19 protein-coding genes are annotated in these 26,278 nt (G+C 65.3%); 9 read left to right on the top strand and 10 right to left on the bottom strand.

The features are described from left to right. Positions 1 to 5 precede the first annotated feature (5 nt). On the top strand, positions 6 to 443 hold the full coding sequence (locus XH84_RS30310) for a DoxX family protein (protein WP_128921977.1): 438 nt from the start codon (positions 6 to 8) through the stop codon (positions 441 to 443). A gap of 359 nt (positions 444 to 802) precedes the next feature. After that, a complete protein-coding gene (locus XH84_RS30305) occupies positions 803 to 2,497 on the top strand; it encodes a methyl-accepting chemotaxis protein (RefSeq protein WP_128921978.1) in 1,695 nt (564 codons plus the stop codon). Between the two features lie 96 nt (positions 2,498 to 2,593). On the opposite strand, the gene XH84_RS30300 is transcribed toward XH84_RS30305, so the two are convergent. Then, entirely contained in the window at positions 2,594 to 6,406 is a 3,813-nt protein-coding gene (locus XH84_RS30300) for a DUF3971 domain-containing protein (RefSeq protein WP_164936583.1), read from the bottom strand. A 204-nt stretch (positions 6,407 to 6,610) separates the two neighbouring features. Here XH84_RS30300 and XH84_RS30295 point away from each other — a divergent pair, with 204 nt between their 5' ends. Beyond that, a complete protein-coding gene (locus XH84_RS30295) occupies positions 6,611 to 7,300 on the top strand; it encodes a peroxiredoxin (protein WP_128922027.1) in 690 nt (229 codons plus the stop codon). A gap of 111 nt (positions 7,301 to 7,411) precedes the next feature. Continuing rightward, a complete protein-coding gene (locus tag XH84_RS30290; RefSeq protein WP_181769260.1) occupies positions 7,412 to 8,764 on the top strand; it encodes a M23 family metallopeptidase in 1,353 nt (450 codons plus the stop codon). 33 nt (positions 8,765 to 8,797) lie between these two features. Here XH84_RS30290 and XH84_RS30285 read toward each other — a convergent pair whose 3' ends face one another. After that, the gene (locus XH84_RS30285; protein WP_128921981.1) at positions 8,798 to 9,976 is read right to left on the bottom strand and encodes a DUF5666 domain-containing protein; all 1,179 of its coding nucleotides are present in this window, start codon (positions 9,974 to 9,976) and stop codon (positions 8,798 to 8,800) included. Next, positions 9,973 to 10,848: a DUF6502 family protein gene (locus tag XH84_RS30280; RefSeq protein WP_128921982.1), complete on the bottom strand. Its 876-nt coding sequence runs from the start codon at positions 10,846 to 10,848 to the stop codon at positions 9,973 to 9,975. Before XH84_RS30280 ends, XH84_RS30285 begins: the two co-directional genes overlap by 4 nt. A 126-nt stretch (positions 10,849 to 10,974) precedes the next feature. On the opposite strand from XH84_RS30280, the gene XH84_RS40100 reads away from it, so the two are divergent. Genes XH84_RS40100 through XH84_RS30260 form a run of 5 tightly spaced genes read left to right on the top strand, consistent with a single transcriptional unit; the run spans position 10,975 to position 16,497 of the window. After that, a complete protein-coding gene (locus tag XH84_RS40100; RefSeq protein WP_164936584.1) occupies positions 10,975 to 11,136 on the top strand; it encodes a hypothetical protein in 162 nt (53 codons plus the stop codon). An 8-nt stretch (positions 11,137 to 11,144) separates the two neighbouring features. Then, on the top strand, positions 11,145 to 13,073 hold the full coding sequence (locus XH84_RS30275) for a glycosyltransferase (RefSeq protein WP_128921983.1): 1,929 nt from the start codon (positions 11,145 to 11,147) through the stop codon (positions 13,071 to 13,073). A gap of 3 nt (positions 13,074 to 13,076) precedes the next feature. Next, a complete protein-coding gene (locus tag XH84_RS30270) occupies positions 13,077 to 13,817 on the top strand; it encodes an ABC transporter ATP-binding protein (RefSeq protein WP_128921984.1) in 741 nt (246 codons plus the stop codon). Next, positions 13,814 to 15,208 carry a glycosyltransferase family 4 protein gene (locus XH84_RS30265; protein ID WP_164936585.1) on the top strand — a complete coding sequence of 465 codons (1,395 nt, stop codon included), beginning with the start codon at positions 13,814 to 13,816 and terminating at the stop codon, positions 15,206 to 15,208. Before XH84_RS30270 ends, XH84_RS30265 begins: the two co-directional genes overlap by 4 nt. Next, positions 15,205 to 16,497: an O-antigen ligase family protein gene (locus XH84_RS30260; protein WP_128921985.1), complete on the top strand. Its 1,293-nt coding sequence runs from the start codon at positions 15,205 to 15,207 to the stop codon at positions 16,495 to 16,497. Before XH84_RS30265 ends, XH84_RS30260 begins: the two co-directional genes overlap by 4 nt. On the opposite strand, the gene XH84_RS30255 is transcribed toward XH84_RS30260, so the two are convergent. The 7 genes from XH84_RS30255 to XH84_RS30225 all read right to left on the bottom strand — a co-directional run bounded on the left by XH84_RS30255 (position 16,498) and on the right by XH84_RS30225 (position 26,006). Next, positions 16,498 to 17,733: an ABC transporter substrate-binding protein gene (locus tag XH84_RS30255; RefSeq protein ID WP_128921986.1), complete on the bottom strand. Its 1,236-nt coding sequence runs from the start codon at positions 17,731 to 17,733 to the stop codon at positions 16,498 to 16,500. A 108-nt stretch (positions 17,734 to 17,841) separates the two neighbouring features. After that, on the bottom strand, positions 17,842 to 18,753 hold the full coding sequence (locus XH84_RS30250; RefSeq protein ID WP_128921987.1) for a DMT family transporter: 912 nt from the start codon (positions 18,751 to 18,753) through the stop codon (positions 17,842 to 17,844). A 95-nt stretch (positions 18,754 to 18,848) separates the two neighbouring features. Then, on the bottom strand, positions 18,849 to 19,724 hold the full coding sequence (locus XH84_RS30245) for a DMT family transporter (RefSeq protein WP_128921988.1): 876 nt from the start codon (positions 19,722 to 19,724) through the stop codon (positions 18,849 to 18,851). Positions 19,725 to 19,739: 15 nt separating this feature from the next. Continuing rightward, positions 19,740 to 20,621 (bottom strand): NAD(P)-dependent oxidoreductase, encoded by an 882-nt coding sequence (locus XH84_RS30240; RefSeq protein ID WP_128921989.1) that lies wholly within the window; start codon positions 20,619 to 20,621, stop codon positions 19,740 to 19,742. A 2-nt stretch (positions 20,622 to 20,623) separates the two neighbouring features. Next, positions 20,624 to 21,755 (bottom strand): peptide chain release factor 2 gene (gene prfB, locus XH84_RS30235; protein WP_128921990.1). Its coding sequence is split into 2 segments (ribosomal slippage): positions 20,624 to 21,685 and positions 21,687 to 21,755, totalling 1,131 coding nucleotides; the frame shifts between segments, so codons are not numbered across the junction. A gap of 109 nt (positions 21,756 to 21,864) precedes the next feature. Beyond that, positions 21,865 to 24,369, bottom strand: coding sequence for a penicillin-binding protein 1A (locus XH84_RS30230; RefSeq protein ID WP_128921991.1), 2,505 nt, complete (start codon positions 24,367 to 24,369; stop codon positions 21,865 to 21,867). Positions 24,370 to 24,710: 341 nt separating this feature from the next. Next, positions 24,711 to 26,006: an N-acetylmuramoyl-L-alanine amidase gene (locus XH84_RS30225; protein WP_128921992.1), complete on the bottom strand. Its 1,296-nt coding sequence runs from the start codon at positions 26,004 to 26,006 to the stop codon at positions 24,711 to 24,713. Positions 26,007 to 26,278: the final 272 nt, after the last annotated feature.

Raw genomic sequence — 26,278 nt, 5'->3', positions numbered from 1 at the left:
AACCAATGAACTTTCCCTATCTCGCTCGCTATCAACCGGTTCTCTTGAGCCTGTTCCGCTTCATCACCGGCCTCTTGCTGTTCCAGTACGGCGTCGCCAAGCTTTTCAAGTTTCCGGTGCTGCCCTACTTCGCCGACATCCCGCCGCTGATCTACGCGGCCGGTGCGCTCGAGCTTGTGCTCGGCGCGACGCTGATGCTCGGCCTGTTCACCCGGTTCTCAGCATTTATACTGGCGGGCGAAATGGCCTTCGCGTACTTCATGGGCCACATGCTCAAGACCGGGACGCCGGTGTTCCTGCCGCTGCTCAATGGCGGCACCGCAGCGATCCTGTTCTGCTTCGCCTGCCTCTATCTCACCGCAGCCGGCGGTGGCTCGGTCAGCGTCGATGCGTTGACGGGCAAGGAGAGCGATGCGTCGGGCGGCGCCTATGCGCGGCGCTGACGCGCTTACAGGTTAACCTGCAAGTAGGACGGCACCGGCAAATTTGCCGGTGCCGATTCAGCGCGCCCCCAGCACGTTCCAGATGAGGACGAGGGCCGCCACGAGCAGCACGGACATGACGATGCGGTGAGCGAATCGGTTCACTGCCGGTCCAGCTGGGCTCGACCACCACCAAATTCCGACATCATTTATCTCCGCGATTTGACGCGCCACGCGCAAGCGAGGCACGTTCGGCCTGCATGTTTGCGCACGCGGCTGCGGATGCCGCACGCGGCGGCACGTCGCATGCGTCCATTCATGATTAGTAAGAACTTCATGCTACCGACGCGAGCAATGACAACCATTCCACCGAGGCTGCGATGAAGCTGCTGAGTCACCTCAAGATCCGCACCAAGCTTGCCAGCATGGTCTGTCTCGCCGCGCTCACGGTTGCAGCCATCATCGGGGTATCGTCCGTCCTCAGCAAGAGCCGCATGATGGAGGACCGCGTCCAGCAGATGCGGACCGCCGTTGAGCTGCTCTACAATTATGCGCAATCGCTGCAGGAAGAAGTTGCCGCCGGCAAGCTGACATTGGCCGACGCCAAGGCCCAGTTCCACCAGCGCGGCCGCCGCATGAACTTCAACGGCAACCAGGGCTACCCCGTCGTCTACAATCCCGACACGTCGATCCTGGTGAACGGCGCCAATCAGCAGCTCGAGGGTAAGATCACCGGGGCCAAGGACTCCAACGGCGTCCTGATCGCCGACGCCATCATCAAGGCCGGCAGCGAAACCGCGCAGGGTGGGGTGACCTCCTATCTCTACCCCCGCCCCGGTCAGACCGAACCTGTCCGCAAGACCGTCTTCGCGCGCAAGTTCGCGCCTTGGAATGCGACCATCAGCTACGGTCTCTATGTCGATGACATCGACGCCGACGTGCGCGCACTGACGCTGGAGCTCGCGGCGATCGGCATCGGCCTGATGCTGCTGATGGCGGCACTGTCCTGGCTGATCGCCCGCGACGTGCTCAGCGCGCTCGACCGCCAGAAGAACCGCATGCAGAAGATTTCCGAAGGAGCGATCGACAAGCCGGTCGAGGAAACCGACCGCGGCGACGAGATCGGCCGCATGGCCGAAACCCTCGAAGTGCTCAGGCAGACGGCGTTGACCGCGCGCGCGCTGGAAGCCGAACAGGCCGCCACCAAGACGCGGACCGAGCAGGAGAAGCGCGACGCCCTGATCGCGCTTGCCGACCGCTTCGATGCCTCCGTCGGCCAGCTCGTCGGCCTGATGGCCTCCGGCTCCGGCGAGCTCGAGCATACCGCCAAGTCGATGTCCTCGACCGCCGAAGGCACCAACCGCCGCGCCGCATTGGTCGGTTCGGCCGCCACCGAAGCCAGTCAGCGTGTTCAGACCGTCGCGGCGGCCGCCGAGGAGCTCTCATCCTCCATCACCGAGATCAGCCGCCAGGTCGCCCAGTCCGCAGAGGTCACGGGCCGCGCGGTCGATAGCGCGCGCCGCACCGACACGATCGTGCGTGCACTCTCGGACGGTGCCCAGCAGATCGAGCACGTCGCCGAGCTGATTTCCAACATCGCCGCCCAGACCAATCTGCTCGCGCTCAACGCCACCATCGAGGCCGCGCGCGCCGGCGAAGCCGGCCGCGGCTTTGCCGTCGTCGCCTCCGAGGTGAAGTCGCTCGCGAGCCAGACCGCGGAAGCGACGCGTGAAATCGGCGACAAGATCGCGCAGATCCAGGGCGCGACCAAGGAGGCCGTGGACGCCATTGGCGGCATCACCGCCACCATCGAGGAGGTCAGCCGCATCGCCACCTCCATCGGGGCCGCGATCGAGGAGCAAGGCGCCGCCACCGCCGAGATCGCCCGCAGCGTCTCGCAGACCGCGGAGGCGACCAAGGAAGTCACCACCAATATCGGCGGCGTCTCGACCGCCGCCAACGAGACCGGCAATGCCGCCGGCATGGTGCTCGCCGCGGCCAGCAACCTCTCCAAGCAGGCCGAACAGCTCTCCGGCGAAGTCGGGACGTTCCTGGCAGGCGTGCGCGCAGCGTAGGCGGCGCAACACATTCCCAGCGCTTGCCGTCATGCCCGGGCTTGTCCCGCACGCGGGACAAGCCCGGCATGACGCCGGAGACAGCCGCGCCCGCTTCTACCGCCGCGTAAGGCTGCAGCCGCTCGATAGCTGACGCGTCGATCCGGTCGAACCGTCATTCGACTGCGACGGAAATTCCTCGAACGGCGAGTTCTGCTTGCCGGTGTTGAACTCGAAGATCTTGCGGAACACGCCCGGCACCATGGCCGAGACCGGATTGACGCGCATCACGGGCGCGGCCGGCGTGCCGACAACCTCGTAGGTCACGCCGATCAGTCCCTCTTTATCGCCACCACCCAGGAACAGCCCGAGGACCGGAATCTGTCCGAACATGTTGTTCAACCCGTACATCGGCACGAAGGTGCCGCTCATGCAGACCTGGTTGCCGGGATAGTCGATCGAGCCCTCGATGGTGGCGCCGATCATGGGCCCCTTGACGACACCGTCGCGGATCGTCAGCGCGCCGTTCTGGCGGGTGAACTCGGCGCGCAGCGCGCTGAAGGAGACGCCGTTGCCGGTGCCGTTGGGCGCGCCGGCGGCAACGCGTTCGAGCTGCGCCTCGCCCTTCACCGTGAAGTCACGGACGTTGATGAGGCCCTCGCGCGAAGTGGTCGGCTCCGACGTCGGCGGCTCCATCGCCACCACCATCTGGCCGCCGACCGCCTTGGTGTAGGTGTCGGTGAAGCGCAGCAGCGCGCCGGCATCGTTGGTCTGGAGGTAGATCACCTCGCGGCTGCCCTGCGCACGCCCGCCACGCAGATCGGCCGCCACGGGCGTATCGCGACCGATCTTGCCGCTCAGGCTGAAGGCCTTGATGGCGCCGTTGCGCTTCGACATCTTGGCATCGACGCTGCGCATCGCCTCGCCGTTGAAACCCGCGACGGCACCGAGCTTCACGTCGATGTCGAAGTCGACGTTCTTCATCTTGTTCTTGGAATCGTCCTTCGAATTGCCTGAAATCGCCGACTTCAGGAAGCCGCGGCCATCGAACACGTCGCCGCGCATGGTGCCCCTGATGACGCCGTCCTGACCACGCTCAGCCCTCAATGAGGTCTTGTCGCCGTCAGACGGCGAATAGGTCGGAAAGTTCACGTTCATGAGGTCGCCATTCGCGTCGACCTCGAGCGAGCCCTTGATCGAGGCGCCGCCGCCTTCGATGACGATGTCCTCCAGGCGCGTCGTTTGCGCCGTCGGTACCACCTTGAAGCTGGCCTTGCCCGACTTGCCCGGAAGCTTGACCCAGCCAGGCAGGACGTTGTCGAGCCTCACCGCCGTCAGGTCGGCCTCGACGCCGAGCTTCGTCGTCTGGTCGGGACCGCCGGCGATCTTGCCCGAGAGCTTGATCGGCAATGATCCGCTGACGGCGTTGCCAAGATCGAATCCCAGTCGCGCCCGGCTCGCATCGTCCAGCGTCGCCTGCAGCCTGACGTCGGCATCGCCTTCGGTCGGCTTGCGATAGTCGAGCGAGGCCGCCTGCCCGTTGATCTTGACGTCGCCCTTGACCTGATAGCCCTGGTTATTGGCGACGATCTTGAGATTGTTGGCTTCCAGCTTCTGGTTCATCACCAGCTTGTCGGCGGCAAAGCCGTTGAGGTCGGCGGTGACGGCATAGAGGGTGTCAGCCTTGGTCAGCTCGCCCTTGACCGGCAGGCCGAGCTGGATGTTGGCGGTGAACGTCCCCTTGCTGGTGTTGGGATCGACGACGGTCGACGACAGATCGCTCAGGCGATCATTGGCCAGCATTTCAGCCGCCGCGGGCACTGGTCCCTCGACGCGAAACTTCGTGCGCGACGGCGACGGTTTGGGCGCCATATCCGGCACCTCGAAGGTGAAGTCGGAGATCGCGATCTTGCGACCGGCAGGCGTATCGGCGATGCCCTGGCCGATCGTCACGGTCGCGGTGCGGCCGGTCACGCGCGCCTTCAGATCGGCATCGTGCACGGCAGGCATGCCGTCCACGGGACGGACCACGACACCGCTCGCCACGATGTTGACCGACAGGCCGTCGTCGGGAATCGGCGGGCCCTTGCGCGGCAGGTTCTTCGTCGGTGAATTGATGCCGATCTCGATGCGCTGGAGCGTACCGCGCTCGATCCGCTCGATCACCCATTCGCGCAACTCGGGAACGACGAGCGTCGGCCACATCCGCTTCAGTGCGGAGGCCGACATCGGCGTTCCGGCAAAGCCCAGCGTCAGGCGCGGCTCGCCCGAATAGTCGATCGCACCGGTGCCGGCGACGCCGATCTCGCCATTGCTGATGTCGGCCTGCGTCAGCAGGAAGCGCTTGTGGTCGGTGTCGAAGCGGAAACCGATCGCGATGCGGTTGAAGACGAGCGGCGGCTCGTTGTCGATGCCGCCGAGCAGGATCGACCCGCCGCTGAAGCCGAGCTGCCAGTCGTTGACGGTGCCGTTGGGCGGCTCGAGATGGGCCAGAAGCGTCAGCCGGTTCGCTCCCGACAGGATCTTGAACGGCGCGACCAGCACCCGCCGGTTGGCGTCCCACTCGACATTGATCTCGGCCTGGTCGATCGCCATTGGATAGTCGGGCGTGTCCGTGTCGATGATATTACCCGCGCCGACCACGATCTTACCGCGGAAGAAGGTCGGCACGCCGTCGCGTCCGAGCTCGCCCGTGAGCTCGCCAGTCAGCGGCAAATCGGCGGTATAGGTGAGGTCCTTGACCCGCAGTGCCAACAGGATGTTGGAGGTCGAGACCTTGTCGGCCTTGATGTCGATCGAGCGCACGCCGTTCTCGGCCGGACCGATCGTGGCCCGTAGCATCCAGGGGTGCGCGCCCTCCTCGCCGAGGCTGAGTGTGACGCCGCCGCGACTCGGCCGGCGCAGGCTGAGCGTGATGTTCTCAAACGACCATTTGCTGCCGCGCTGCTGATCGTCGACGATCAGATTGCCGTTCTTCAGACCGATCTCGTTCAGGTTCTGGCCGTCCAGGCCGGTCATGCTCAGGCTGTCGAGCCAGTCGAGCCCCTGAAGAATGCCGCTCTGCGGGGGCGCCTGGGGCGCGGCCTGGGAGGTGGCTTGTGATGGATCCTGGCTCGCCGGCGCCGTGGCGAATGGCGGCGGCGAGACGCCGTTGCGCGGGAATGTCGGCGGCAAGCCCGCATCCTTCTTCGAGGCGACGCCGGTCGCAAGCGGCTTTGCGGTGTCGCCGGCGGACACGGTGACAGTGCCGTCGGGCGCGATGCGGATCGCGAGCTCGGCATCGACGAGATTGAGGCTTTCGGCGCGCAGGTGCCCCATCAGCAGGCCCGCCCCCGACAGCTTCACCTCAGCCTTCGGCGCGCTGGCGACGACGGCGTGATCGCGATCGCGGACGACGATGTCACGGATACGGACGGCGATGCGGATCCGCCCGGCCCGCTCGATCTGGGTGCCCCCGATCTCAACCGTGTTGCCGTGACCAATATTGTCCTCGATCGCGGCCGCCAGCCACGGCGTTGCGATGTCGAGATTGATGGGACCGGCGCCGAGTCGCCACCACAGCGCAGCGAAACAGCCGGCGAAGATGACGGCGAGGGTCCCGACGACAAGGACGAGACGCTTCAGCCAACGATCGGCGGCCAGCCAACGGCGCAGCGCGCCGAACCCGTCGCCAAAACGATGAAGGCCCGAGCTGGAACGCGACAACAGCCGGCGCGCGCGATGGCCCGCGGCCGCCTCCTGATCCGGATCCCAATCGGCGTCGTCCCATTCCTGCGGCTGTTGCTGACCGCCGCGCCGATCGAAGTTCCGATTGTAATCCTGGGGCGACTTATTCCTTGCCATTGCCTCTCGATACAAGCGCCCGTCATGAGATTGAGCGCCGCCGGGACCGCAGCCGTCCACGGGGAGCGGAGCTCCCTGCGTCGGCATTGCAGCCAAACCTCGAATATTCCTGCTGTTCGTCATTTCACCCCGGGAGCGCGTTCAACGAGCAGTCGGGTGGTGCGTGGAATTCCTTGTAACCATACTCCGGCGTCGTCAGACTTGCCCAGCCGAGGGCGCGATTCCGGGACGCCGGACGAGAGCTGCAATACCGTTTCGGTTGACCCGCCGAAAGCGTCGAAAGGAAGGCGTATGTCCAAGAAATCCCAAAAGAAATCGCCCAAATCGCCCTCCGGCAGTCCGACCGCTAAAAAGAAGACCCTGAAAACGCGGGCACCGACTCGAACAACGCCCGCAAAGACGCCGCGGGCGCCGGCGAGCAAATCAACCGGGACTCTAGCAAAAGCAGGATCACATAGGGCCGCATCGAAACAGTTAAATTCCTCCAAACCGGCGTCCTCGCCCACGGCGGCGAAGTCCGGCCTGGCCGAAGGCCGCAAGGCCCCCGCCTTTCGCCTGCCCCGTGACGGCGGCAAGGAGGTCACCTTGGCGGACTATGCCGGCCAAAAGCTCGTCCTGTTCTTTTACCCCCGCGCCGACACGCCCGGCTGCACCCGCGAGGCGATCGACTTCACCCGCCTCGCCAGCGCCTTCGCGGCCGCCGGCACCGCCGTGCTCGGGGTTTCCGCCGATCCGTTAAAGGCCCAGGAGAAGTTCCGCGACAAGCACGGCCTCGGTGTCCCCCTCATCTCGGACGAGCAGCACAAGATGCTGGAAGCCTATGGTGCCTGGGGCGAAAAGTCCATGTATGGCAAGACCTTCCTCGGAATTCTTCGCACCACGGTGCTGGTCGGGGCTGATGGCGAAGTGGCCAGGATCTGGCGCAATGTCCGGGTCGACGGTCATGCCGACGCGGTGCTGGAAGCGGCAAGAAGCCTTTAACCAGTCCTTTAAATTCGCCCGTTCCCGTTTCCGGAAAATTAACCATGACCGGCCCAGATTGCTGCGGCAATTAAGGCCGTACGGACTCATCCGACCGGCGCGGGAGTGCCGATGTCGAAAAGTTCTGCCCAATATTCGCAGTACCCCCAACATCATGCTCACGACCACGGCCGGGCCTTCCAACGCCGCCCCGCGGTTGCGGCAGCTGTAGCAATCCCCCTTCCCGCGACCGACGACGCCTACACCATCGTCCATGCCGGCAAGCAGGTCCGCTTCGGGCCCGTGGTGTTCTGGATCGTGGTCGGAACGGTGGTGTTGCTCGGTCTCTGGTCGGCGGCGACCGCCACCTATTTTGCTTTCCGTGACGATGTTCTGACCCGGCTGATCGCCCGCCAGGCCGAGATGCAATACGCCTATGAGGACCGCATCGCTGAGCTGCGCGCCAAGGTCGATCGCACCACCAGCCGGCAGTTGCTCGACCAGGAACAGTTCGACCAGAAGCTCGACCAGATCATGAAGCGCCAGACGGCGCTGGAGTCCCGGGCCACGGCGCTCGGGGCCATGCCTGACGTGACCGGCTCGATTCCCCGCGCGACTCCGCAGCGCGGCGATGCGAGCCAGATCACGCCAAAACCCTCGCCGATCAGCGATACCGTCATCTTCGTGGCGCCGCCGGACCGCGAGGCGCGGCTCGAATCGCGCGCGCCGGCCGTTGCGGCACCGCCGACCTACCAATTCGCGAAGCACCAGGGCTTCGACAATGTCCTGGTCCGACTCACCACCTCGCTCGATCAGGTCGAACGCCGTCAGATGGCGGCGCTCAGTGCGGTCGAGGAAAGCATGGATTCACGCATGCGCCGGATGCGCGGCGTGGTCAGCGATCTCGGTCTCAGTCTTGCCAATCTCGAAGCCGCCGTGCCGCGCAACGCAATGGGCGGGCCGTTCGTTCCCGTCAAGCTGACGGCCAATGCCGGGCCGTTCGAGAAGCAGCTCTTTCGCATCAACGTCACCCGCGCCGAGATGGACCGTCTCAACCGCACGCTAGCGCTGGTGCCCTACCGCAAGCCCGTCATCGGCGAGGTCGAGTTCACCTCCGGCTTTGGCGTCCGCAGCGATCCCTTCCTCGGCCGGCCCGCGATGCATACGGGGCTAGACTTCCGCGCCACCACCGGCGATCCGGTTCGCGTCACCGCCAATGGCAAGGTCGTTTCCGCCGGCTGGTCCGGCGGTTACGGCCGCATGGTCGAGGTCGATCACGGCAACGGGCTTTCGACCCGCTACGGCCATCTCTCCGAGATCAATGTCAGGGTCGGCGAGACCGTGAAGATCGGCCAGGTCGTCGGTCTGGTTGGGTCGACCGGTCGCTCCACTGGACCGCATCTGCATTACGAGACCCGGATCGAGGGCGAAGCCGTGGATCCGCAGAAATTCCTGCGCGCTGGCGTGCGCCTCAGCGCGGGCTAGGCCCGCATTCCTCAGGTTCGGCGCGCGCAGCTCTTAACGTCGCCCGCCACCCATTCCGCCTCCGGGCCCGCCGAATCCGCCACCACCCATTCCACCGCCCGGCCCCATCGGTCCGCCGGGTGATCCCATTCCGCCTGGGCCTGACGGACCACCAGGTCCCGTAGGCGCAGAACCTGGCGTTGCCCCGGATGGCGATCCCGGCGCGGGCGCGCCGGGCTGACCGCCCGGATTGGGCGTGGTGCGATTCGGATGCAGGATCGAGCCGCCGGGCGACCGGTTGGGATTGCCGCCGCCGGATGGAGCTGCGCCAGGTGCCTGACCGATGGCCTGCGCCGACTCCACCTGGAAGCCGCGAGAACGGTCGAACGCGCCGTTGACCACCATGCGCGCTTCGCCGGCGGTCGGCCCGAAACGCGAGCCGTCGCGGGCCACGAAGCCGGAGCCGAGCTGGAGGTTGGCGCCTGCGCGCTGCACATAGGCTTCGACCGACAGCCGGCTTGCGCCGACGAGATCCGAGAAATCATCGATCCGCGTGCGCGCCGCCTGCATCGCGCCCTGGCTCACGCTGCCTTCGATCTGGACGCGCTGGCCGACCAGCAGCGGATCGACATTGTTCAGTTTGAGCCCGCCAATTCGCAGGCCGTCGGGCCCGCGCTCGACCAGGCCGGTCACACGCTCGGTCGCCGCGCGTCGCGGCTCGACCAGGCTTGCGACGACCACGCCGTCGCTCCGGCGCAGACCATAGACGGCCACGTGCGTGCCCGGGCGAAGCTTGCTCTCCTTGTCGCCCGCGACGATTTTCTGACCGAGCACCATCAGTTCGTTGCCTTTCACCTGCTCGATCCGACCGGCAACCTCGCTCGCGATCGTGATATTGCGCGTGACAAGCGTGCCGTCGGCCTGACGGACCGCGACCACGCGCGCAAGCTGGCCGATGCGTAGCGCCTTGGCGCTCGCCGCCTCGCCGTCGATCCGCACCGGCACGTCGCTGGCATAAGCGATCCGCTCGCCGTTGACGTAGATGCTGCCGAAGCGCTGTATGACGCCGACGATGCCGGTACCGCCGATGCCATGATCATCGCCGCGCGTGATCCCGGTGCCGCCGATGCCCTGGTCGGTGCCGCGCTTGACCTGCGCCCGGGCCATCGCGGTGCCGGCGAGCCAAAATCCTGTCAGCAGCAAACGGCGGGAGATCAGCGGCGGCCGGCTCACGAAGCACCACCTTCTTTGCCGGCTTCTTTGGCCTCGCGCTCCTCGTCAGCGTCCTCGCTGTAGATGTAGATGCCGAAATTCCAGCGGGCGTCGCCGCCCTTGTCCTTGGCGAGCGCGCGATTGGCCTCGCGGTTGGCGGTCTTCAGCGCGTCCATGGCGAGCTCGCGCGAGCGCGCCTCGAGCTTCCGTGCGAGCTTCGCCGAGATGTTGTTGTAGTGTACCGCGCGTTCGAGGAAGCGCGGCCCATCGGAGACGTTCTGCGCGGCGGCCGCGATGTGGTCGTGCAGATTGCGGCCGAGATAGTGCCACTTGCTGTCGTCCTCGCCTGAGGGGACGAAGGCGGCCTCGACCAGCTCGATCTCGTCGGCTTCGTTGATGGTGACGAGCTTGCGGTCGATCCATTCGTCGAGCACCGCGCGCGGCCGCACGTCCTTGGTGACGGAGGCGACCAGCTGCTCGAACGACGGCCCATCGCCTTCCGCCGTACGCGGCAGCGCCAGCGGCTCGCCCTTGGCGTCGGTGAACTCGGGCGCGGCCAGCCAGCGCGCGATCACCGCGCTGGTCAGCGACACAGCCGCCGGCGCCTCGTGCACCGGCGCCCCCGCGCCGCGCAGCCGCGCCACCTCCTTGCGATGGATGCCGGTGAGCAGACTGACGCGACTGTCGGTCTGCTCTTTCCCCTCCAGCGCGAAATCGTGCTCGGCGACGTTGACGAAGAGCTCGCGAAGCAATTGCGCCAATGCCGGGAAGGTCATGCCGCTGCGGATGCAGAGCCGCACCAGCGGGCGCAGCAGCCGCGCCAGCGGCGCGTGCAGCTTTGCGGCGGCATTCGGCTGCGGAGCCGCTGCTTTGGACCCGGGTTTGGCATTCATGTCTGAATTGTACCATGCCTTATGTGGGACACAATCCCACATTTTTTCGCTCGATGATTGACGTGGTAAATTTTCCCACATATACGAGACGCCACTGAGGGCGCGACGTAAAGGGACACGACACCCATGGCTGACCGCTTGGTCCGCATTTCCAGTTCACCGCGTGCTGTGCCGGCTTCCGACTGGGAGCGCGGCGCGATCGAACCGATGCTGCCCGCGCTGTTGCGCGGCGTGATCTTCATCTCGGTGCTGGCTGCACCGTTCGTCGCAGCCCTTCTGGCAGGCTGACCGCCATCATGCATCACACCAGCGACAATCCGCGCCGCCCGTCGGTGCTGCACATCTTCAAGATCTATTATCCCGACCTGTTCGGCGGCACGCTCACGGTGATCCGTGACATCTGCGCGAGCCTGAAGGACGCCTTCGCCTCCGCCGTGCTGGTCTGCTCGCAATCGCCCGAAAAGCGCGAGATCGTCGTCGACGACGTGCCGGTCGAGCGCGTCCGCTCGTTCGGCAATCTGTTGTCGCTGCCCGCCGCCCCCACCTATCCCTGGCGTCTCTGGCGGAAGATCGCCGCGCACGATCTGCTCGCGCTCCACGCGCCCTTCCCGCTCGCCGATCTCGTCTTCGCGTTCGGTTTCGGCCGCAAGCGGCCGCTCGTGGTGCATTGGCACGCCGACATCGTCACCCATGCCGGCCTGCGCTGGTTCGTCGAACCCTTGATGCGGCGGACTTTGCAGCGCGCCAAGGCGATCGTCGTCTCGGACCACGTGCTGGTCGACAACACGCCGCTCCTGCGCGAATTCGAGGACAAATGCCACGTGGTGCCGTTTGGCATCGACACCTCGGGTTACGACTGGCCGAAGATCGAGCCGCACCACGTCAATGATCGCGGCCGGCTGGTGCTCGCCTGCGGCCGGCTCGTGCCCTACAAGGGGTTCGACGTGCTGGTCCGTGCCGCAGCCGCACACAATTTCGAAGTCTGGATCATCGGCGAGGGCACCGAGCGACCGCGCCTGGTGCAACTGATCGAGGAGCTCGGGCTCGCAGAGCGCGTCCGTCTGCTCGGCTCGGTCAATGATTGCGAGCGCATCAAGCTGATGTGCCTCGCCGACGTCTTCGTGATGCCATCCGTCACCAATGCCGAGACGTTCGGCCTTGTTCAGCTGGAGGCCATGGCCGCAGGCCGCCCGGTCGTGAACACGGCGCTCGACACGGCGGTGCCGCGGGTCGCCCGCCACGGCATGGAGGCAATCACCGTGCCGCCTGGCGACGCTGAAATGCTCGGCGAAGCCATCGACATGCTGATCCGCGATCCCGAACGCCGCCGCCGCATGGGACTTGCGGCGCGCAATCGCGCCCTCACCCGATATTCGGCCACGGCTTTCAAGCAAGGCATGGAGACCGTCTACCGCGACGCCGTTGCCGCGCCATGTGAGCAGCGTTCGGCGAGCGCCGAGCGGCCGCAGGCCCCCGGCTGGCTGGACAGCGTCCGGATCGCGGCGACGCTAGCTTGGTCGGACATGCGCCACCGCTACGTGCGCTCACTGCTCGGCCCGTTCTGGATGTCGCTCCAGATGGCGATCGTGGTCGCGGTGCTCGGCTCGGTGATCGGGCAGATGTCGAATGCCGACGTGCTGTCGCGTCTGCCCATGCTCGCGCTCTCGATGACGGCCTGGACCTTTCTCAACAGCGTGGTGCTCGATGCGACCACGGCGCTGCAGAACTCTGCGAGCCTGATCCGTGACCGTGCGCTGCCGCCGGTCATCTTCCTCCTGCAATGCACGTTCCGCCAGGGACTGTTCGCGCTTCATAACGCCTGCGTGCCGCTGGTGCTGTGGCTCATCCTGTCGCCCCACGACCTCTCTCACGCGCTGGCGGCACTCCCCGGCCTGCTGCTGTTCGTGGTTTGCACTTTCGCCCTGAGCCTTGTTCTCGGCGCGATGGCAACGCGCTATCGCGACCTCAAGCCGATCATCGAATCAACGCTGATGCTCGCCTTTCTCGCCTCGCCCGTGATCTGGTCGTCGGACATGATCAACCACCGCTCGACGGTGATGCGGCTCAATCCGCTGACACATCTGTTCGCGGTGTGGCGCGAGCCGCTGGTGGGCGGCCAGGTCGATCCCGTGAGTATTGTCTACGTTCTCGTCGCGCTGGTATTGCTGGTCATTGCGAGCATGCTGACGCTGGTCCACCTGCGCAAAGCCGCATTCTGGATCTGACGCATGGTCTCGATCAGCCTCCACAACGTCGGTCTCGATTATCCGCTCTACGGCGCCTACGATTATTCGCTGAAACGACGGCTGCTCGGCCATCTCATCCGCGACCCGGGCGAGATGCGGATCATCCGCGCCGTGGACAACGTCACCATCGAGGCCGAAACCGGTGCCCGCATCGGGCTTGCCGGACCGAACGGCTCCGGCAAATCGACGCTGTTGCGATTGATCGCTGGCGTCTATCCGCCGAGCAGCGGCAGCATCGCGGTCCGGGGCAATGTCGTGCCCCTGCTCGGCCTCAACGCCGGCGTCAACCTCGACTTCGTCGCGGAGGACAACATCGCCCTGCTGCTGCGGATCAGCGGCCGCAAGCCGACCCGGGCGATGATCGAGGAGATCTGGGCCTTCACCGAGCTCGAGGCGCGCATGCAGCGAGTGCCGCTGCGGATGTTCTCCTCGGGCATGCTGATGCGGGTGCTGTTTGCGACCGCCACGGCTTTTCCGGCCGACATCCTCCTGCTCGACGAATGGCTCAGCGTGGTCGACGAGAATTTTGCCGAAAAGGCCCAGGAGCGGCTCCTGAACCTCGTGTCGCAGGCGGCGATCGTGATCATCGCCTCGCACGACCAGCCACTGCTGCGCCGGACCTGCACCCGCATCATCAACCTCGATCATGGCCGCATTGCCTCGACCGTCACGGTCACCTCGCCGGCCGCACACGCCCTCGAGCTCCGCGAGAAACGCGCATGAAGCAGAACATCCTCGTCATATCCGAAGCGCTGGGCGAGCCCAACCACAAGCGTGGCATCTTCCATTTCACCCGCGAGCTGATGCGCTCGCTCGCCGCCGAGGGGCATGCGCTGACGCTGCTGGTGGAGACCACGCGGCGCTATCGGAAGCTGCAGCGGCGCGAGCGGCGGACCAAGCTGTTTCCAGCAGAGGCGCGCAACATCGAGCTGCTTGCCCTTTATCGCTTCCTCGACGAGGTCAACATGGCCGAGCCGGTCGTGCGTGGCGGCCTGCGCCGCACGCTCGACTGGATCCGCCACAAGGCCACCATGTCCGTGTCGTGGGACTACATCGTCTGCTTCCTGCGCGCGATCGGGCTGCGGGCCTTGCGCGCCCGGTTGATCGAGAACAGGACGGCTGCGCTCGAATACGTTCCGCCCGACCTGCGTCATCTCGAGTTGTTCCGCGATTTTCAGCTCGAATCCGGCTTCTACAGCTACCAGGACTCCTCGGCCTTCTTCCTGCTGCCGCCGCCGCGGGTCGATGCACGAGACTACGACGTCATCGTCGTGGACACCCCGACCCGGGTGGCGATCACGCGCAAGCCCGGCGCCAAGGTGATCTGCGTCGTGCACGATTTGTTGCCGCTCACCGACCTCAAGCTCAGCGACGTCGCAACGCGGCTGTTCCTGTCGCGCCTCTTGACGAGCCTGCGTCAGGCCGACGAGCTCGCCTTCGTTTCGAACTACAGCATGATGCGGTTCAGGGAATTGCTGCCGCAATTTTCGCACCTGCCGGCGCGGGTCGTGTATCCCCGCACCCGGTTCGATGCCCCGGATGTCCTGCACCTCCCAGCCCCGTCGGGGCGTCCGGGGCGGCCGAGCTTCGTCGTCATCGTCTCGAACGAGCCGCGCAAGAACGTCGCCACCGTCGTCCGCGCGTTCCGCAGCGTGTCCCAGGCCGATCTCGTCGTGATCGGCTATGCCGGCGAGATCAGCCGGATGCGCAATCTGCCGCCGAATGTCCGCTTCGCCGGCTATGTCGACGAGCACGAAAAGGCCGCCCTGATTGCGGAGGCGCACGGCCTGATCATGCCGAGTTTCGCCGAAGGTTTCGGCGTGCCGATCATCGAGGCCCTCGCTGCGAACACGCCGGTGCTGTGCTCCGACATCGCCGTGTTTCGCGAGGTCGCGGGCGAACTCGCCGACTATTTCGACCCGTTCTCGACCGACTCGGTCGCCGCCTCCATCACCCGCGTGCTGACCCGGCAGGAGGAGTGCCGCGGCAGGATCCGGGCGCGGCGGCACGAGCTCGCCGAGCGCTTCGGCTACGAGACCCAGGCCCGCGATTTCCTCGGGCATCATGCGCCCACGGAAAGCCTTGTCGGCGAGCAACTCGCTTCATACGGATGACCGCCGAATCCGCGTTGTGGCCCGGTCCTGCCGATCAGGAAGGCAGGAACGGCCGATGGAAGAGTTGGCGCAGCGCGGCCACGCTGGTCCGGGCCGCAGACGTCCTCGCCGTCCTGATCGCGGCCTCGCTGCCGTGGTCGACCACGGCGCCCTCGATCTTGGTCGGGCTCTTTCTGCTCGCGGTGACGCCGACCATCGACTGGCGCGACTATTCGGGCAGGCTCGCGCAGCCTGCCTACGCTCTGCCCTTCGCAATCCTGCTGCTCGCGCTCATGGGCATGCTGTGGTCGGACGGGGCTTGGGCGGATCGGCTGCACGCGATCAAGCCGGTGGCAAAGCTCGTGCTGATTCCGCCGCTGCTCTACCATTTCAGCCGGTTGGAGCGCGGTCTTTGGGTTGGCCTCGCTTCTCTCGCCTCCTGTGCCTTGCTTGCCGTCCTCTCCTGGATCGTGCTGCTCGACCCTGCCTGGAAGATCACAGCGACGGCGTCGGCTGGCGTGCCCGTCAAGAACTACATCGACCAGAGCCAGGAGTTCACCCTCTGTGCATTCGCGCTTGCGCTCCCCGCGCTGACCTTCTGGCGCAGCGGAAACGTGGTCGCGACGGCGGCCTGTCTGGCGCTGATCCTGCTGTTCGCCGCCAACATGGTGTTCGTCGCCTCCGCTCGCACGGCGCTGCTCTGCATTGCGGTCCTGCTGGCCTTGTTCGCCTGGAAGCATCTCAACCGGCGCGCAACGCTGGTCCTGCTCGCAGGCACGGTCGCCGTAACCGCGCTAGCCTGGACGACGTCGCCCTATCTGCGCCAGCGGATCACCGACATTGCCGTCGAATATCGCCACGGCCATGAGGACATCAGCCGTGCCTCGACCGCGCAGCGGCTGACCTATTGGCGCAAGGCGATCCATAGCTTTGCCGAGGCGCCCTTGATCGGCCACGGCACCGGCGCGATCAAGCGCCAGTTCGAGCGCGCAGCAACGGGTGAGAGCAGCCTCGATGCGGAGGTCGTCAACAATCCGCACAACCAGACCCTCAACGTCGCGGTGCAATGGGGCCTGCTCGGCGTCGTCCTGCTCTACGCTCTTTGGATCGTCCATCTCCGCCTATTCCTCAGCGAAGGCCTCGCCGCCTGGATCGGGCTCGTGGTCGTCGTCCAGAACATCGCGAGTTCGCTGTTGAACTCGCATCTGTTCGATTTCCACGAGGGCTGGATGTATGTGCTCGGTGTCGGGGTCGCCGGCGGCATGGTGCTGAAGACAAAAGCCGACAGCGTTGCCAGCCACCGGCTGTAACTACTGGCTGCGCTCGTGGCCGACCTCGCCGGTAATGACCTCGCCGAACAGCTCCCAGGCCTGCCCGTTGAAGCGCATCAGCTGCATCTGCTCGATCGGGAAATAATCGTCCGGGGAGGTGTTGACCATGATGCCCGGCAGCATCAGGTCGGTGTGGAAATCCTTCAGGTTGGCCGCCTGCTTCATGACGTTCTCGCGCGTGAGGTTGTCGCCGCACTGCTTCAGCACCTGCGCCATCGCCTCGGCCTGCACATAGCCGTAGATGTTGTTGGCGTTGGCCTTGTCGCCGTCAGGGTAATATTTGTCCATGAACTCCCGCCATTTCACCACGGCCGGATCCTTGTCCCAGGTCGGATCGGTCGGATCCTTCAGATACGCGGTCGAGATGACGTCCTTGGAATATTCGAGCCCGGCGGGCTTCAGCACCGAAGCGACCGAGGTCGCGGTGTTGGCTAGGAAGAACTTCGGCTTCCAGCCGAGCTCGCCCACTTTCCGGATCGCCTGCGCCGATCCCTTCGGCGCGGCCCATGAGAAGAAGATGTCGGCACCGGAATCGTGCAAGGCCACGATCTGCGAGTCGATCGAGGGATCGCTGACCTCATAGGACTTGTCGGCGATGATCATGCTGGCCTTGTCGCCGAGCCCGTCCTTCAACCCCTTGAACTGGTCCTTGCCTGCGTCGTCGTTCTGCCAGAACACGGCGATCTTGCTGTCGGGGAAATGATCGCGAATGTACTTTGCGTAGATCCGTCCCTCGCTCTGGTAGTTGGGCTGGAAACCCATGGTCCACGGGAAGTTCCTGGGGTCACCAAACTTGGTGCCGCCGGAGGCGACGAACAGCTGCGGCACCTTCTTGGTGTTCATGTATTTCATGATCGCGGAATTCGAGGGCGTGCCGAGCGACTGGAAGATCAAGAGCACCTCGTCGCTCTCCACCAGCTTGCGCGCCTGCTCGATCGCCTTCGGCGGCGAATAGGCGTCGTCATAGCTGATGAAATTGATCTTGCGCCCGTTGATGCCGCCCTGCTCGTTGATCATCTTGAAGAAGGCGCCCTCGGTCTTGCCGATCACCCCATAGGACGACGCCGGCCCGCTATAGGGCATGATGTTGCCGATCCTGATTTCGGTGTCGCTGGCGCCGGGGTCGTATTTCTTCTGCGCCAAAGCCGGTGCCGTGACGAGCACGCCGGCAACAAGCATGGCGAGGGCAGCAAGATTCTTGCGACGACCCGGCATTGGTCTCTCCCCTGTGTTTTGTAGTCTTGTTTTGCAGGGAGTGTCGCAAGGCGGACGGTGGCTGGCAAGCGCCGCGATTTTCCGCAAGATGAAACGGCAGATATGGAACTACACGCTGCGCCGCAGCAGGTGTAAAGCGCGCCCATCGATCGCCAGCAACGCGCTGCCGATCACGATGGCGCCCGCGATCTCGCGCGCGGAGATCGGCTCCCCCAGCATCAGCCAACCTAAAAGGATGGCGGTGACGGGAATGAGCAGCGTCACCAGCATGACGTTGCTCGCGCCCGATCGGCGCACGATCTGAAAGAAGACGATGTAGGCGAGCGCCGTCGACAGAGCGGCAAGGCCAAGCACCGCGGACCACGTCGCAACGCCTGGCATTGCGAGCCGCCATGGCTGCTCCACCACGCCGGCGACAATCGCCATCATCATCGTCGACACCATCAGCTGAAACGTCGCCGTGCCCAGCGGCGGTGAGTCCTTGAGCAATCGCCGCGCTGCCAGTGCGGCGAATCCATAGCTGAGGGCCCCGCCCAGGCAGAGCAGGATGCCGAGCCCCTGCCCCGATCTCGCCTCGATGCCCCACCCGCGCAGGATGACCACACCGATAAGGCCCAGCGCCACGCCGGCCACGCGGCGGATATGCAAGGTCTCCTCGCCTGCCGCCGCCATCACGACCACCGTGAACAGCGGCGTGGTCGCATTCAGGATCGATGCCAGCCCGCTCGGGATGAAAGTCTGGCCGATCACGATCAACGAGAACGGGATGGCATTGTTAAGCAGCCCGATCGCAACGAACGGCGTCCAACCCGTCATGCCCTTGGGCCAGCCGATCCCCTGCAGGCGCAGCAGCGGCAGCAGAATAGCCGCACCGAGCGCGACGCGCAGGAACACCAGCGTCAGCGGCGGCAATTCCCGCAAAGCCGCGCCGTTGAAGAAGAACGAGCCGCCCCAGAGGATTGAGAGCACGGCGAGCAGCGACCAGTCTCGCGCGTCGATCCTGTCGTCGTTCGGGGGCATTTGTTTCACCTCGGCGCAACTGCTCGCCTAGGCCGAGGCAGGGATTCTCGCCACCCGATTTCCGACAAGGCGCCGGCACTTCGCAACAAGACGGCTCACGCCTCCTGGCGTTTCCTTGCATCCCCGACGATATCGGCAATCACCGCTCCGATCACCAGCGCTCCTCCGATGAGCGCATGCACGGCCGGCACCTCGCGGAAAGCCACCCAGATCCAGAATGCCATCAGCGGCGTCTCCAGAGTGGCGATGAGGGAGGCCTGCCCCGAAGGCAGCAGGCGTGAGCCGAGCATGTAGAACGTCAGGCCGAGCGCGACCTGGAAACAGCCGAACATCGCCAGGATCGCAAGGCCGTTGCCGCCGACATGGGCGATATCGTGGGCAAACGGCAGGCTGACGAGGCTTCCCAGGAAGTTCGACAGCGCTGCCGCTGCAACCATCGAGGTCTCTCTATGGCGTCGAACGACGACCGTCATGGCCGAGATGGCGACCACCATCAGGCAGCTCAGCGCCACGCCGCGGACATCGGCGCCGGCTTCGACACCGCCAACGGTAATGGTCACGCCGGCAAACGCGACGAGACTTGCGATCACCGTGCGCCATGTCGCGGCCTCTCCGAGCCACAACCACGCCAGCGCAGCCGCGACGAACGGCTGCGTGGTGATGAGCACCGCGACATTCATCACCTCGGTCATCTGAAGCGCGGGAATGAACGAGACCATGCCGATCGTGGACAGGGATGCGACGAGCAGGCCGCCCCTCCCGGGCACAACCAATTGCCACAGAGCGGCCCGGCCCTGCATCACCATGAGAAACACGCTAATCAAGCAGCCGGCGAACAGGCCGCGCCAGAACAGAATGGTCCAGGGATCGAACGGCAACAACCGGGTGAAGAACGGCGCCGTGCTCCAGGCAATCGCGGCAGCGACGACGAGGGCAATGCCGAGACCGCGTTCCGATCGAGGCTGCCCCATATGGATGCGCCCGGCTTAAGACGGCTTCTTCGGCCGCGACACCAGCTCGATCATCTTGCCTTCGTCGTCATCCGGCATCGCGGCCTTGGCCTGCGCGTAGGCTTCGACCGCGGCGCGGGCGACCAGAGGCTTGCCGGCCAAGAGGCTCTCCGCCAGCTTCACGGCGTAGGCGGCATCCTTGTGCCGCAACGCCGCCGTGAAGGTCGCGCCGCTGAAGTCGCGGGCGACCATGCGCTTGGAATGGCGCGCGACCTGCGGGCTTGCCGCAACGCCCGCCTGGATCGACTCCAGCACCAGGTTCATGTCGAGCCCGGCCTGCTCGGCGATCGCAAGCCCCTCGGCGAGGCCGGCGATCTGGATCGCGCCCATCAGATTGTTGATGAGCTTGTAGACGGTGCCGGAGCCGACCGCGCCGAAATGGCGGATGGTCGCGCCGATCGGTTCGAGATAAGGCCGCGCACGTTCGAGATCGGCGGCATCTGCGCCGACCAGCAGCGTCAGTTTCCCGGCGGCCGCCGCGTCCGGCAATCCCGTGACGGGGCAATCGATGTAGATCAGCCCGCGCGCGTTCAGCTCGCGGCCCATCTCGCGGGCGTGGTCATAGGAGACGGTGGAGCATTCGATCGCGATCGTGCCGGCCTTGGCGGTCTTGGCGGCGCCCTTCGGCCCGAGCCAGACCGCGCGCGAGGCTTCGTCATCGGCGACCATGGTCACGACGGCATCGGCATCGATCGCCGCATCCTCCGGCGAGGTCGCCCAATGCGCGCCGCGCGCGATCAGGTCCTCCGCCTTGGCCTTGCTGCGATTCCACAGCGCCACCGTGAAGCCGGCATCGAGATAGCGGCCGGCCATGCCGTGGCCCATCCGCCCCAATCCGATGAAGGCGACGCGGGGCATGATCAATCCACGTCCTCGATGTCGGCACCAGTGGTGCCGAAGGCGCGCTGCGCCAGAGTCGCGGCCATGAAGTCGTCGAGCTCGCCGTTGAGCACGCCCGACGTGTCGGAGGTTTGCACGCCCGTGCGCAAATCCTTCACCATCTGGTAGGGCTGCAGCACATAGGAGCGGATCTGGTGGCCCCAGCCGATATCGGTCTTGGCGGCCTGGTCGGCGGCGGCCTTCTCCTCGCGCTTCTTCAGCTCGATCTCGTAGAGCCGCGCACGCAGCATGTCCCAGGCCTGGGCCCGGTTCTTGTGCTGGGAACGGCCGGCCTGGCAGACCACCGCGACACCGGTCGGGATATGCGTGAGGCGCACCGCGGATTCGGTCTTGTTGACGTGCTGGCCGCCGGCGCCACCCGACCGCATCGTATCGACGCGAACGTCGGATTCCTTGATGTCGATCTTGATGCTGTCGTCGATGACCGGAAAAACCTGCACGCTCGAAAACGAAGTGTGCCGCCGCGCGTTGGAATCGAACGGCGAGATGCGGACGAGGCGATGCACGCCGGCTTCGGTCTTCAGCCAGCCATAGGCGTTGTGGCCGGAGACCTGGATCGTCGCCGACTTGATGCCGGCCTCTTCGCCCTCGGACTCCTCGAGATACTCGACCTTGAAGCCGTGCGTCTCGGCCCAGCGCGTGTACATGCGCAGCAGCATCTGCGCCCAGTCCTGGCTCTCGGTGCCGCCGGCGCCGGCATGGACTTCGAGATAGGAATCGAAGCGATCGGCCTCGCCCGACAGCAGCGCTTCGAGCTCGCGCCGCGCCACTTCCTTCTTGAGGTTCTTCAGCGCAGCTTCGGCCTCGGCGACGACGCCGTCATCGCCCTCGGCTTCGCCGAGCTCGATCATGCCGATATCGTCTTCGAGCTCTTGCTCGACCTTGCCGATGCCCGAGAGCGAATCCTCAAGCGAGGTCCGCTCCTGCATCAGCTTCTGGGCCTTCTGGGGGTCGTTCCAGAGATTGGGATCTTCTGCGAGCTTGTTCAGCTCAGCGAGGCGCGCCGTCGATTTCTCGACGTCAAAGATGCCTCCTCAGCAGCCCGACCGACTGCTTGATCTCTTCTACCAACCGTTCGATTTCGGCGCGCATGTCGTTCTCTGATGTCGCGGAATGGGTCCGCGTTCGATTGCAACGGGATGTAACGGCGGCGGCTGCAAAGCGCAACCGCCGGAACCGCGATCGTCTGTGTTATCCGGCCTTAGTAGAGCCCGCCGGTGCCGGGCCGCATGAAGAAGCCGGAATCCGGCTGCTGTTGCTGCGAGGCCGGCATGCGACCGTCGGCGTCGGCCACGCCGATGACCGAATAATTGTCCGGCGGCGCCGTACCCGGCTTGAAGGCTTCGAGGATGGTGCCGCCGGTCTCGCCGGGACCTGCGCGCATGCCCGTCTTGGAGACGACGCGCACAAGCTTGATGCCGGCAGGCACCTTGAACGGAACCGCGGGCTTGTCGGCGAGCGCGAGCTTGAGGAAATCGCGCGCGATCGGAGCCGCCAGATGGCCGCCGGTTGCGGCATTGCCTTTACCGAGCGGACGCGGCTTGTCATAGCCCATATAGATGGCGACGGCGACGTCGGGCGAGAAGCCGACAAACCATGCATCCTTGGCCTCGTTGGTGGTACCGGTCTTGCCGGCGACCGGCTTGCCGACCTCCTTGACCACGGTCGCGGTACCAGCCTGGACCACGCCCTCCATCAGCTCGGTGATCTGGTAGGCGGTCATGGAGTCCAGCACCTGCTCGCGGCGGTCGATCAGCTGCGGTTCGGCCTGGTTCTTCCAGCCGCCCGGCGCGTCGCAGCCGCGGCATTCGCGCTGGTCGTGCTTGAAGATGGTGCGGCCGTAACGGTCCTGGATACGGTCGATGAGCGTCGGCTTCACCCGGCGGCCGCCATTGGCGAGCATCGAGTACGCCGTGACCATGCGCATCGCCGTCGTTTCGCCGGCGCCGAGCGCGTAGGACAGGTAATTCGGCAGCTCGTCATAGACACCGAAGCGGCGGGCATATTCGCCGATCAGCGGCATGCCGATGTCCTGCGCAAGCCGCACCGTGACCGTGTTGAGCGATTGCCGCAGCGCGTTGCGCAGCGTCACCGGTCCCTGGAATTTGCCCGAGGAGAAGTTTTCCGGCCGCCACACGCCGGCGCCCTGCCCCTGATCGATTTCGATGGGCGCGTCGAGCACGACGGTCGAGGGCGTATAGCCGTTGTCGAGCGCAGCCGAATACACGATCGGCTTGAACGACGATCCCGGCTGCCGATAGGCCTGCGTGGCGCGGTTGAACTGGCTCTGGTCGAACGAGAAGCCGCCGACCATTGCGAGCACGCGGCCGGTCCAGGGATCCATCACCACCATTGCGCCGGACACTTCGGGGATCTGGCGCAGCCGGTACTGGCCTTCGACCGGTTGTCCCTCCTTGCTGTAAAGCGGATCGGCATAGATCACGTCGCCTGGCTGCAGCACCTGCGCCACGGAGGTCGGCGTCTTGCCCTTGGTATTGCCCTGAGCCGCTCGTGCCCAGCGCACGCCATCGAGTGTGACGAGGCCGGTCTCGCGCTGCTTGCTGACGGCGCCGCCAAGCTCGCGGCTCGGCTGGAAGCCGATGCGCGCCGACTGGTCGCTGGTCTCCAGCACCACCGCCATGCGCCACGGCGAGATGTCGGACAGCGATTTGATCTCGGCGAGCTTCACGCCCCAGTCGCCCGACGTATCGAGCTTGCTCATGGCGCCGCGATAGCCCTGCTGCTCGTCATAGTTCACGAGGCCGGCGACCATGGTTTTCCGCGCCATGACCTGAATCTTCGGATCAAGCGTGGTGCGGACCGAGAGACCGCCCTCGTACAGCTTCTTCTCGCCATAGCGCTCGAAGATGTCGCGACGGACTTCCTCGGCAAAATATTCGCCGGCGAAGGTGTGAGCGCCGTTGGACCGGCTGGTGACGGCCAGCGGCTCCTTGCGCGCCTTCTCGGCGTCGGCCTGCTTGATCCAGCCGTTCTCCTGGAGGCGGTCGATCACGTAGTTGCGGCGTTCGACAGCGCGGTCGCGGTTACGGACGGGATGCAGTGTCGCCGGCATCTTCGGCAGCGCAGCCAGATAGGACGCTTCTGCGACGGTCAACTCGTTCACCGACTTGTCGAAATAGACCAGCGAAGCGGCTGCGATGCCGTAGGCGCCCAGACCGAGATAGATTTCGTTCAGATACAGCTCGAGGATCTTGTCCTTCGAATAGGTCTTCTCGATCCGCATCGCCAGCAAGGCTTCCTTGATCTTGCGCGCGAACGAGACCTCGTTGGTCAACAGGAAGTTCTTGGCGACCTGCTGGGTGATGGTGGAGGCGCCCTGCGGACGCCGGTTCGAGCCGTAGTTCTGGATGTAGACGAGACCCGCGCGCGCCATGCCGGTGTAGTCGATGCCGCCATGCTCGTAGAAGTTCTTGTCTTCGGCCGCCAGGAACGCATTGATCACGAGCTTGGGGACCGCCTGGATCGGCAGATAGAGCCGCCGCTCCTTGGCGTATTCGCCGAGCAGCGAGCCATCGACCGCGTGCACCCGGGTCATCACCGGCGGCTCGTAATCCTGAAGCTGAGAGTAGTCCGGCAAGTCCTTGGAGAAATGCCAGATCAAGCCTGCTACGGCCCCGACACCGACAAGGAACACCACCGTTCCCGCGGCGAACAGGAAGCCCATGAACCGCACCAGCAAGCGCATTATCTGTTTATCCGTTCAAAGTCTGGATCAGCCCAGTACCAGTATCAGCCCAGTATCGGTCCCTTGGCACCCCAAACTGGCGCCAACCTCACGTCGCGAATTCCGCCGGCCTACGCAATACCGTCAGTGCCGGACTTAAGACGCTTGCCGAACAGGATTCTCGCCGATTCCGGAACCCCCTGCGGCATTTTTATAAAGCGCCCGCTGTGGCCAAACTAGGGCCTTTGCGACGGGACGGAAAACCCTTTCAGTTCGAAGATCCCCGGCGTCGTCACTTGACGATCCCCCGGGTCGTCAATTCGACGATCCCCGGGGTCGTCAATTTGACGATCCCCGGGTCGTCAATTTGACGATCCCGCTGTGGCCATCCGTTTGGTCAAAAACCCGTCGATCGCCTGCGCCATCGAGCCTACGGCCTTGGACCGCCAGCCCTCGGAGACCAGATGCTCAAGGTCGCCCTTGTTGGAGACGTAACCGATCTCGACCAGCACCGACGGCACGTCGGGCGCCTTCAGGACCCGGAAGCCGGCCGACTTCAGCGGATGCTTGTGCATCCGCACCGTCGACTTCATTTCACCCATCAAGAGGTGGGCGAAACGGTTTGAAAAGGTGCGGGTTTCTCGCTGCGTGAGGTCGATCAGGATGTCGGCGACGTCGGTCGGCTCCTCCGCGAGGTTGAAACCGGCGATCGCATCTGCCCGGTTTTCCGCATCCGCCAGCCGCTGGGCCTCGGCGTCGGACGCCTTGTCGGACAGCGTATAGATGGTCGCGCCCTGCGCATCGCCCTCGGCACGCGGCAGCGCATCGGCGTGAATCGAGACGAACAAGGCCGCCTTGAGATTGCGGGCGATCTTGGTCCGGTCATTGAGCGGAATGAAGGTGTCGTCGTCCCGCGTCATGACCACACGGTACTTGCCAGCCTTCTCGAGCTTGTCGCGGAGCGCCAACCCAAAGGCCAGCACCAGGTTCTTCTCGCTTTCGCCGCTCGACTGCGTGCCATTGTCGATGCCGCCATGGCCGGGATCGATCACGACCACCGGTCGGCCATCGGCCTTCTGCTGCGCCGTGTCCGGGGCGGTGGACGCGGGAGCCGTTACAGGGGGCGCCTCGGCGATGGTGGGCTGCAGTTCGGGGCGGTTTTCGGGCGCAAGCGCCTGCACGAAGGCGGCACGGTCGACCTCCTCCAGCTCCAGCACGAGCCGGGCCGGCTGGCCGTTGGCCGCCTCGACCACGTAGGACTTGGCGATCTTGGCCGGTCCGGTCAGGTCGAACACGATTCGCGAGCCGCCGGGCATGACGAGCCCGTAGCGGAACGCCTTGACCAGTCCGCGCCCCCCGGCCCCCGTGCCTGCGGGCAGCTGAAAATTCACCTGCGGCACATCGACGACGACCCGGTACGGGTCGGCCAGCGTGAGGGCGCGGAAGGTGATGGCCTGGTCGATGTCGAGAATGAAGCGCGTCTGCTTGCCGTCGCCGGCCAGCCGGGCAGCCGAGGCGATCGGAAAATTCGCCGCCGCAACAGCGGGTTGCTGCTGGCTTTCCGCTGCCCTCAGGCGCGAGGAATCGGCACATGGCAACGCTGCGGCGCACAGCAGCGCGCATCCCAGCAAAACCCATTGATTTGTGCGGCTCGCCACCGATTCCGTGCCTCCGAGCGGCCCCTTTTAACGCAATAGAACCACAGGGTTAATCCATCCTTAATGACAGAAGCGCGAAACTCGCCGACTGTGACCGCCGTGCGACGCTCCCTTGCACGGATGGCTCATTCCTCGTATGTACGGAATGCTGACGGCCGATATTTCAGGTTGTGTCGCATTCAGCCTCCCGGTGCAGCGCCGGAACTCTCAAGGTTTGGGAATTCCAGCGTTTTCCGTTTCCCTCTAAGACCAGCGCGGTGCGCGGCAGCGAG

It is taken from the genome of Bradyrhizobium nanningense (assembly GCF_004114535.1).
In the GTDB taxonomy this organism is placed as follows: domain Bacteria; phylum Pseudomonadota; class Alphaproteobacteria; order Rhizobiales; family Xanthobacteraceae; genus Bradyrhizobium; species Bradyrhizobium nanningense.
This window is presented reverse-complemented; position numbering and strand designations above follow the sequence as displayed.

Coding starts and splice junctions, on each gene's coding strand:
- XH84_RS30230 (WP_128921991.1), bottom strand. CDS start 24,369: ATGCGCTTGCTGGTGCGGTTCATGGGCTTCCTGTTCGCCGCGGGAACG.
- XH84_RS30305 (WP_128921978.1), top strand. CDS start 803: ATGAAGCTGCTGAGTCACCTCAAGATCCGCACCAAGCTTGCCAGCATG.
- XH84_RS30255 (WP_128921986.1), bottom strand. CDS start 17,733: ATGCCGGGTCGTCGCAAGAATCTTGCTGCCCTCGCCATGCTTGTTGCC.
- XH84_RS30240 (WP_128921989.1), bottom strand. CDS start 20,621: ATGCCCCGCGTCGCCTTCATCGGATTGGGGCGGATGGGCCACGGCATG.
- XH84_RS30290 (WP_181769260.1), top strand. CDS start 7,412: ATGTCGAAAAGTTCTGCCCAATATTCGCAGTACCCCCAACATCATGCT.
- XH84_RS30310 (WP_128921977.1), top strand. CDS start 6: ATGAACTTTCCCTATCTCGCTCGCTATCAACCGGTTCTCTTGAGCCTG.
- XH84_RS30280 (WP_128921982.1), bottom strand. CDS start 10,848: ATGAATGCCAAACCCGGGTCCAAAGCAGCGGCTCCGCAGCCGAATGCC.
- XH84_RS30270 (WP_128921984.1), top strand. CDS start 13,077: ATGGTCTCGATCAGCCTCCACAACGTCGGTCTCGATTATCCGCTCTAC.
- XH84_RS30260 (WP_128921985.1), top strand. CDS start 15,205: ATGACCGCCGAATCCGCGTTGTGGCCCGGTCCTGCCGATCAGGAAGGC.
- XH84_RS30275 (WP_128921983.1), top strand. CDS start 11,145: ATGCATCACACCAGCGACAATCCGCGCCGCCCGTCGGTGCTGCACATC.
- XH84_RS30295 (WP_128922027.1), top strand. CDS start 6,611: ATGTCCAAGAAATCCCAAAAGAAATCGCCCAAATCGCCCTCCGGCAGT.
- XH84_RS30245 (WP_128921988.1), bottom strand. CDS start 19,724: ATGGGGCAGCCTCGATCGGAACGCGGTCTCGGCATTGCCCTCGTCGTC.
- XH84_RS30265 (WP_164936585.1), top strand. CDS start 13,814: ATGAAGCAGAACATCCTCGTCATATCCGAAGCGCTGGGCGAGCCCAAC.
- XH84_RS30300 (WP_164936583.1), bottom strand. CDS start 6,406: ATGCCGACGCAGGGAGCTCCGCTCCCCGTGGACGGCTGCGGTCCCGGC.
- XH84_RS30250 (WP_128921987.1), bottom strand. CDS start 18,753: ATGCCCCCGAACGACGACAGGATCGACGCGCGAGACTGGTCGCTGCTC.
- XH84_RS40100 (WP_164936584.1), top strand. CDS start 10,975: ATGGCTGACCGCTTGGTCCGCATTTCCAGTTCACCGCGTGCTGTGCCG.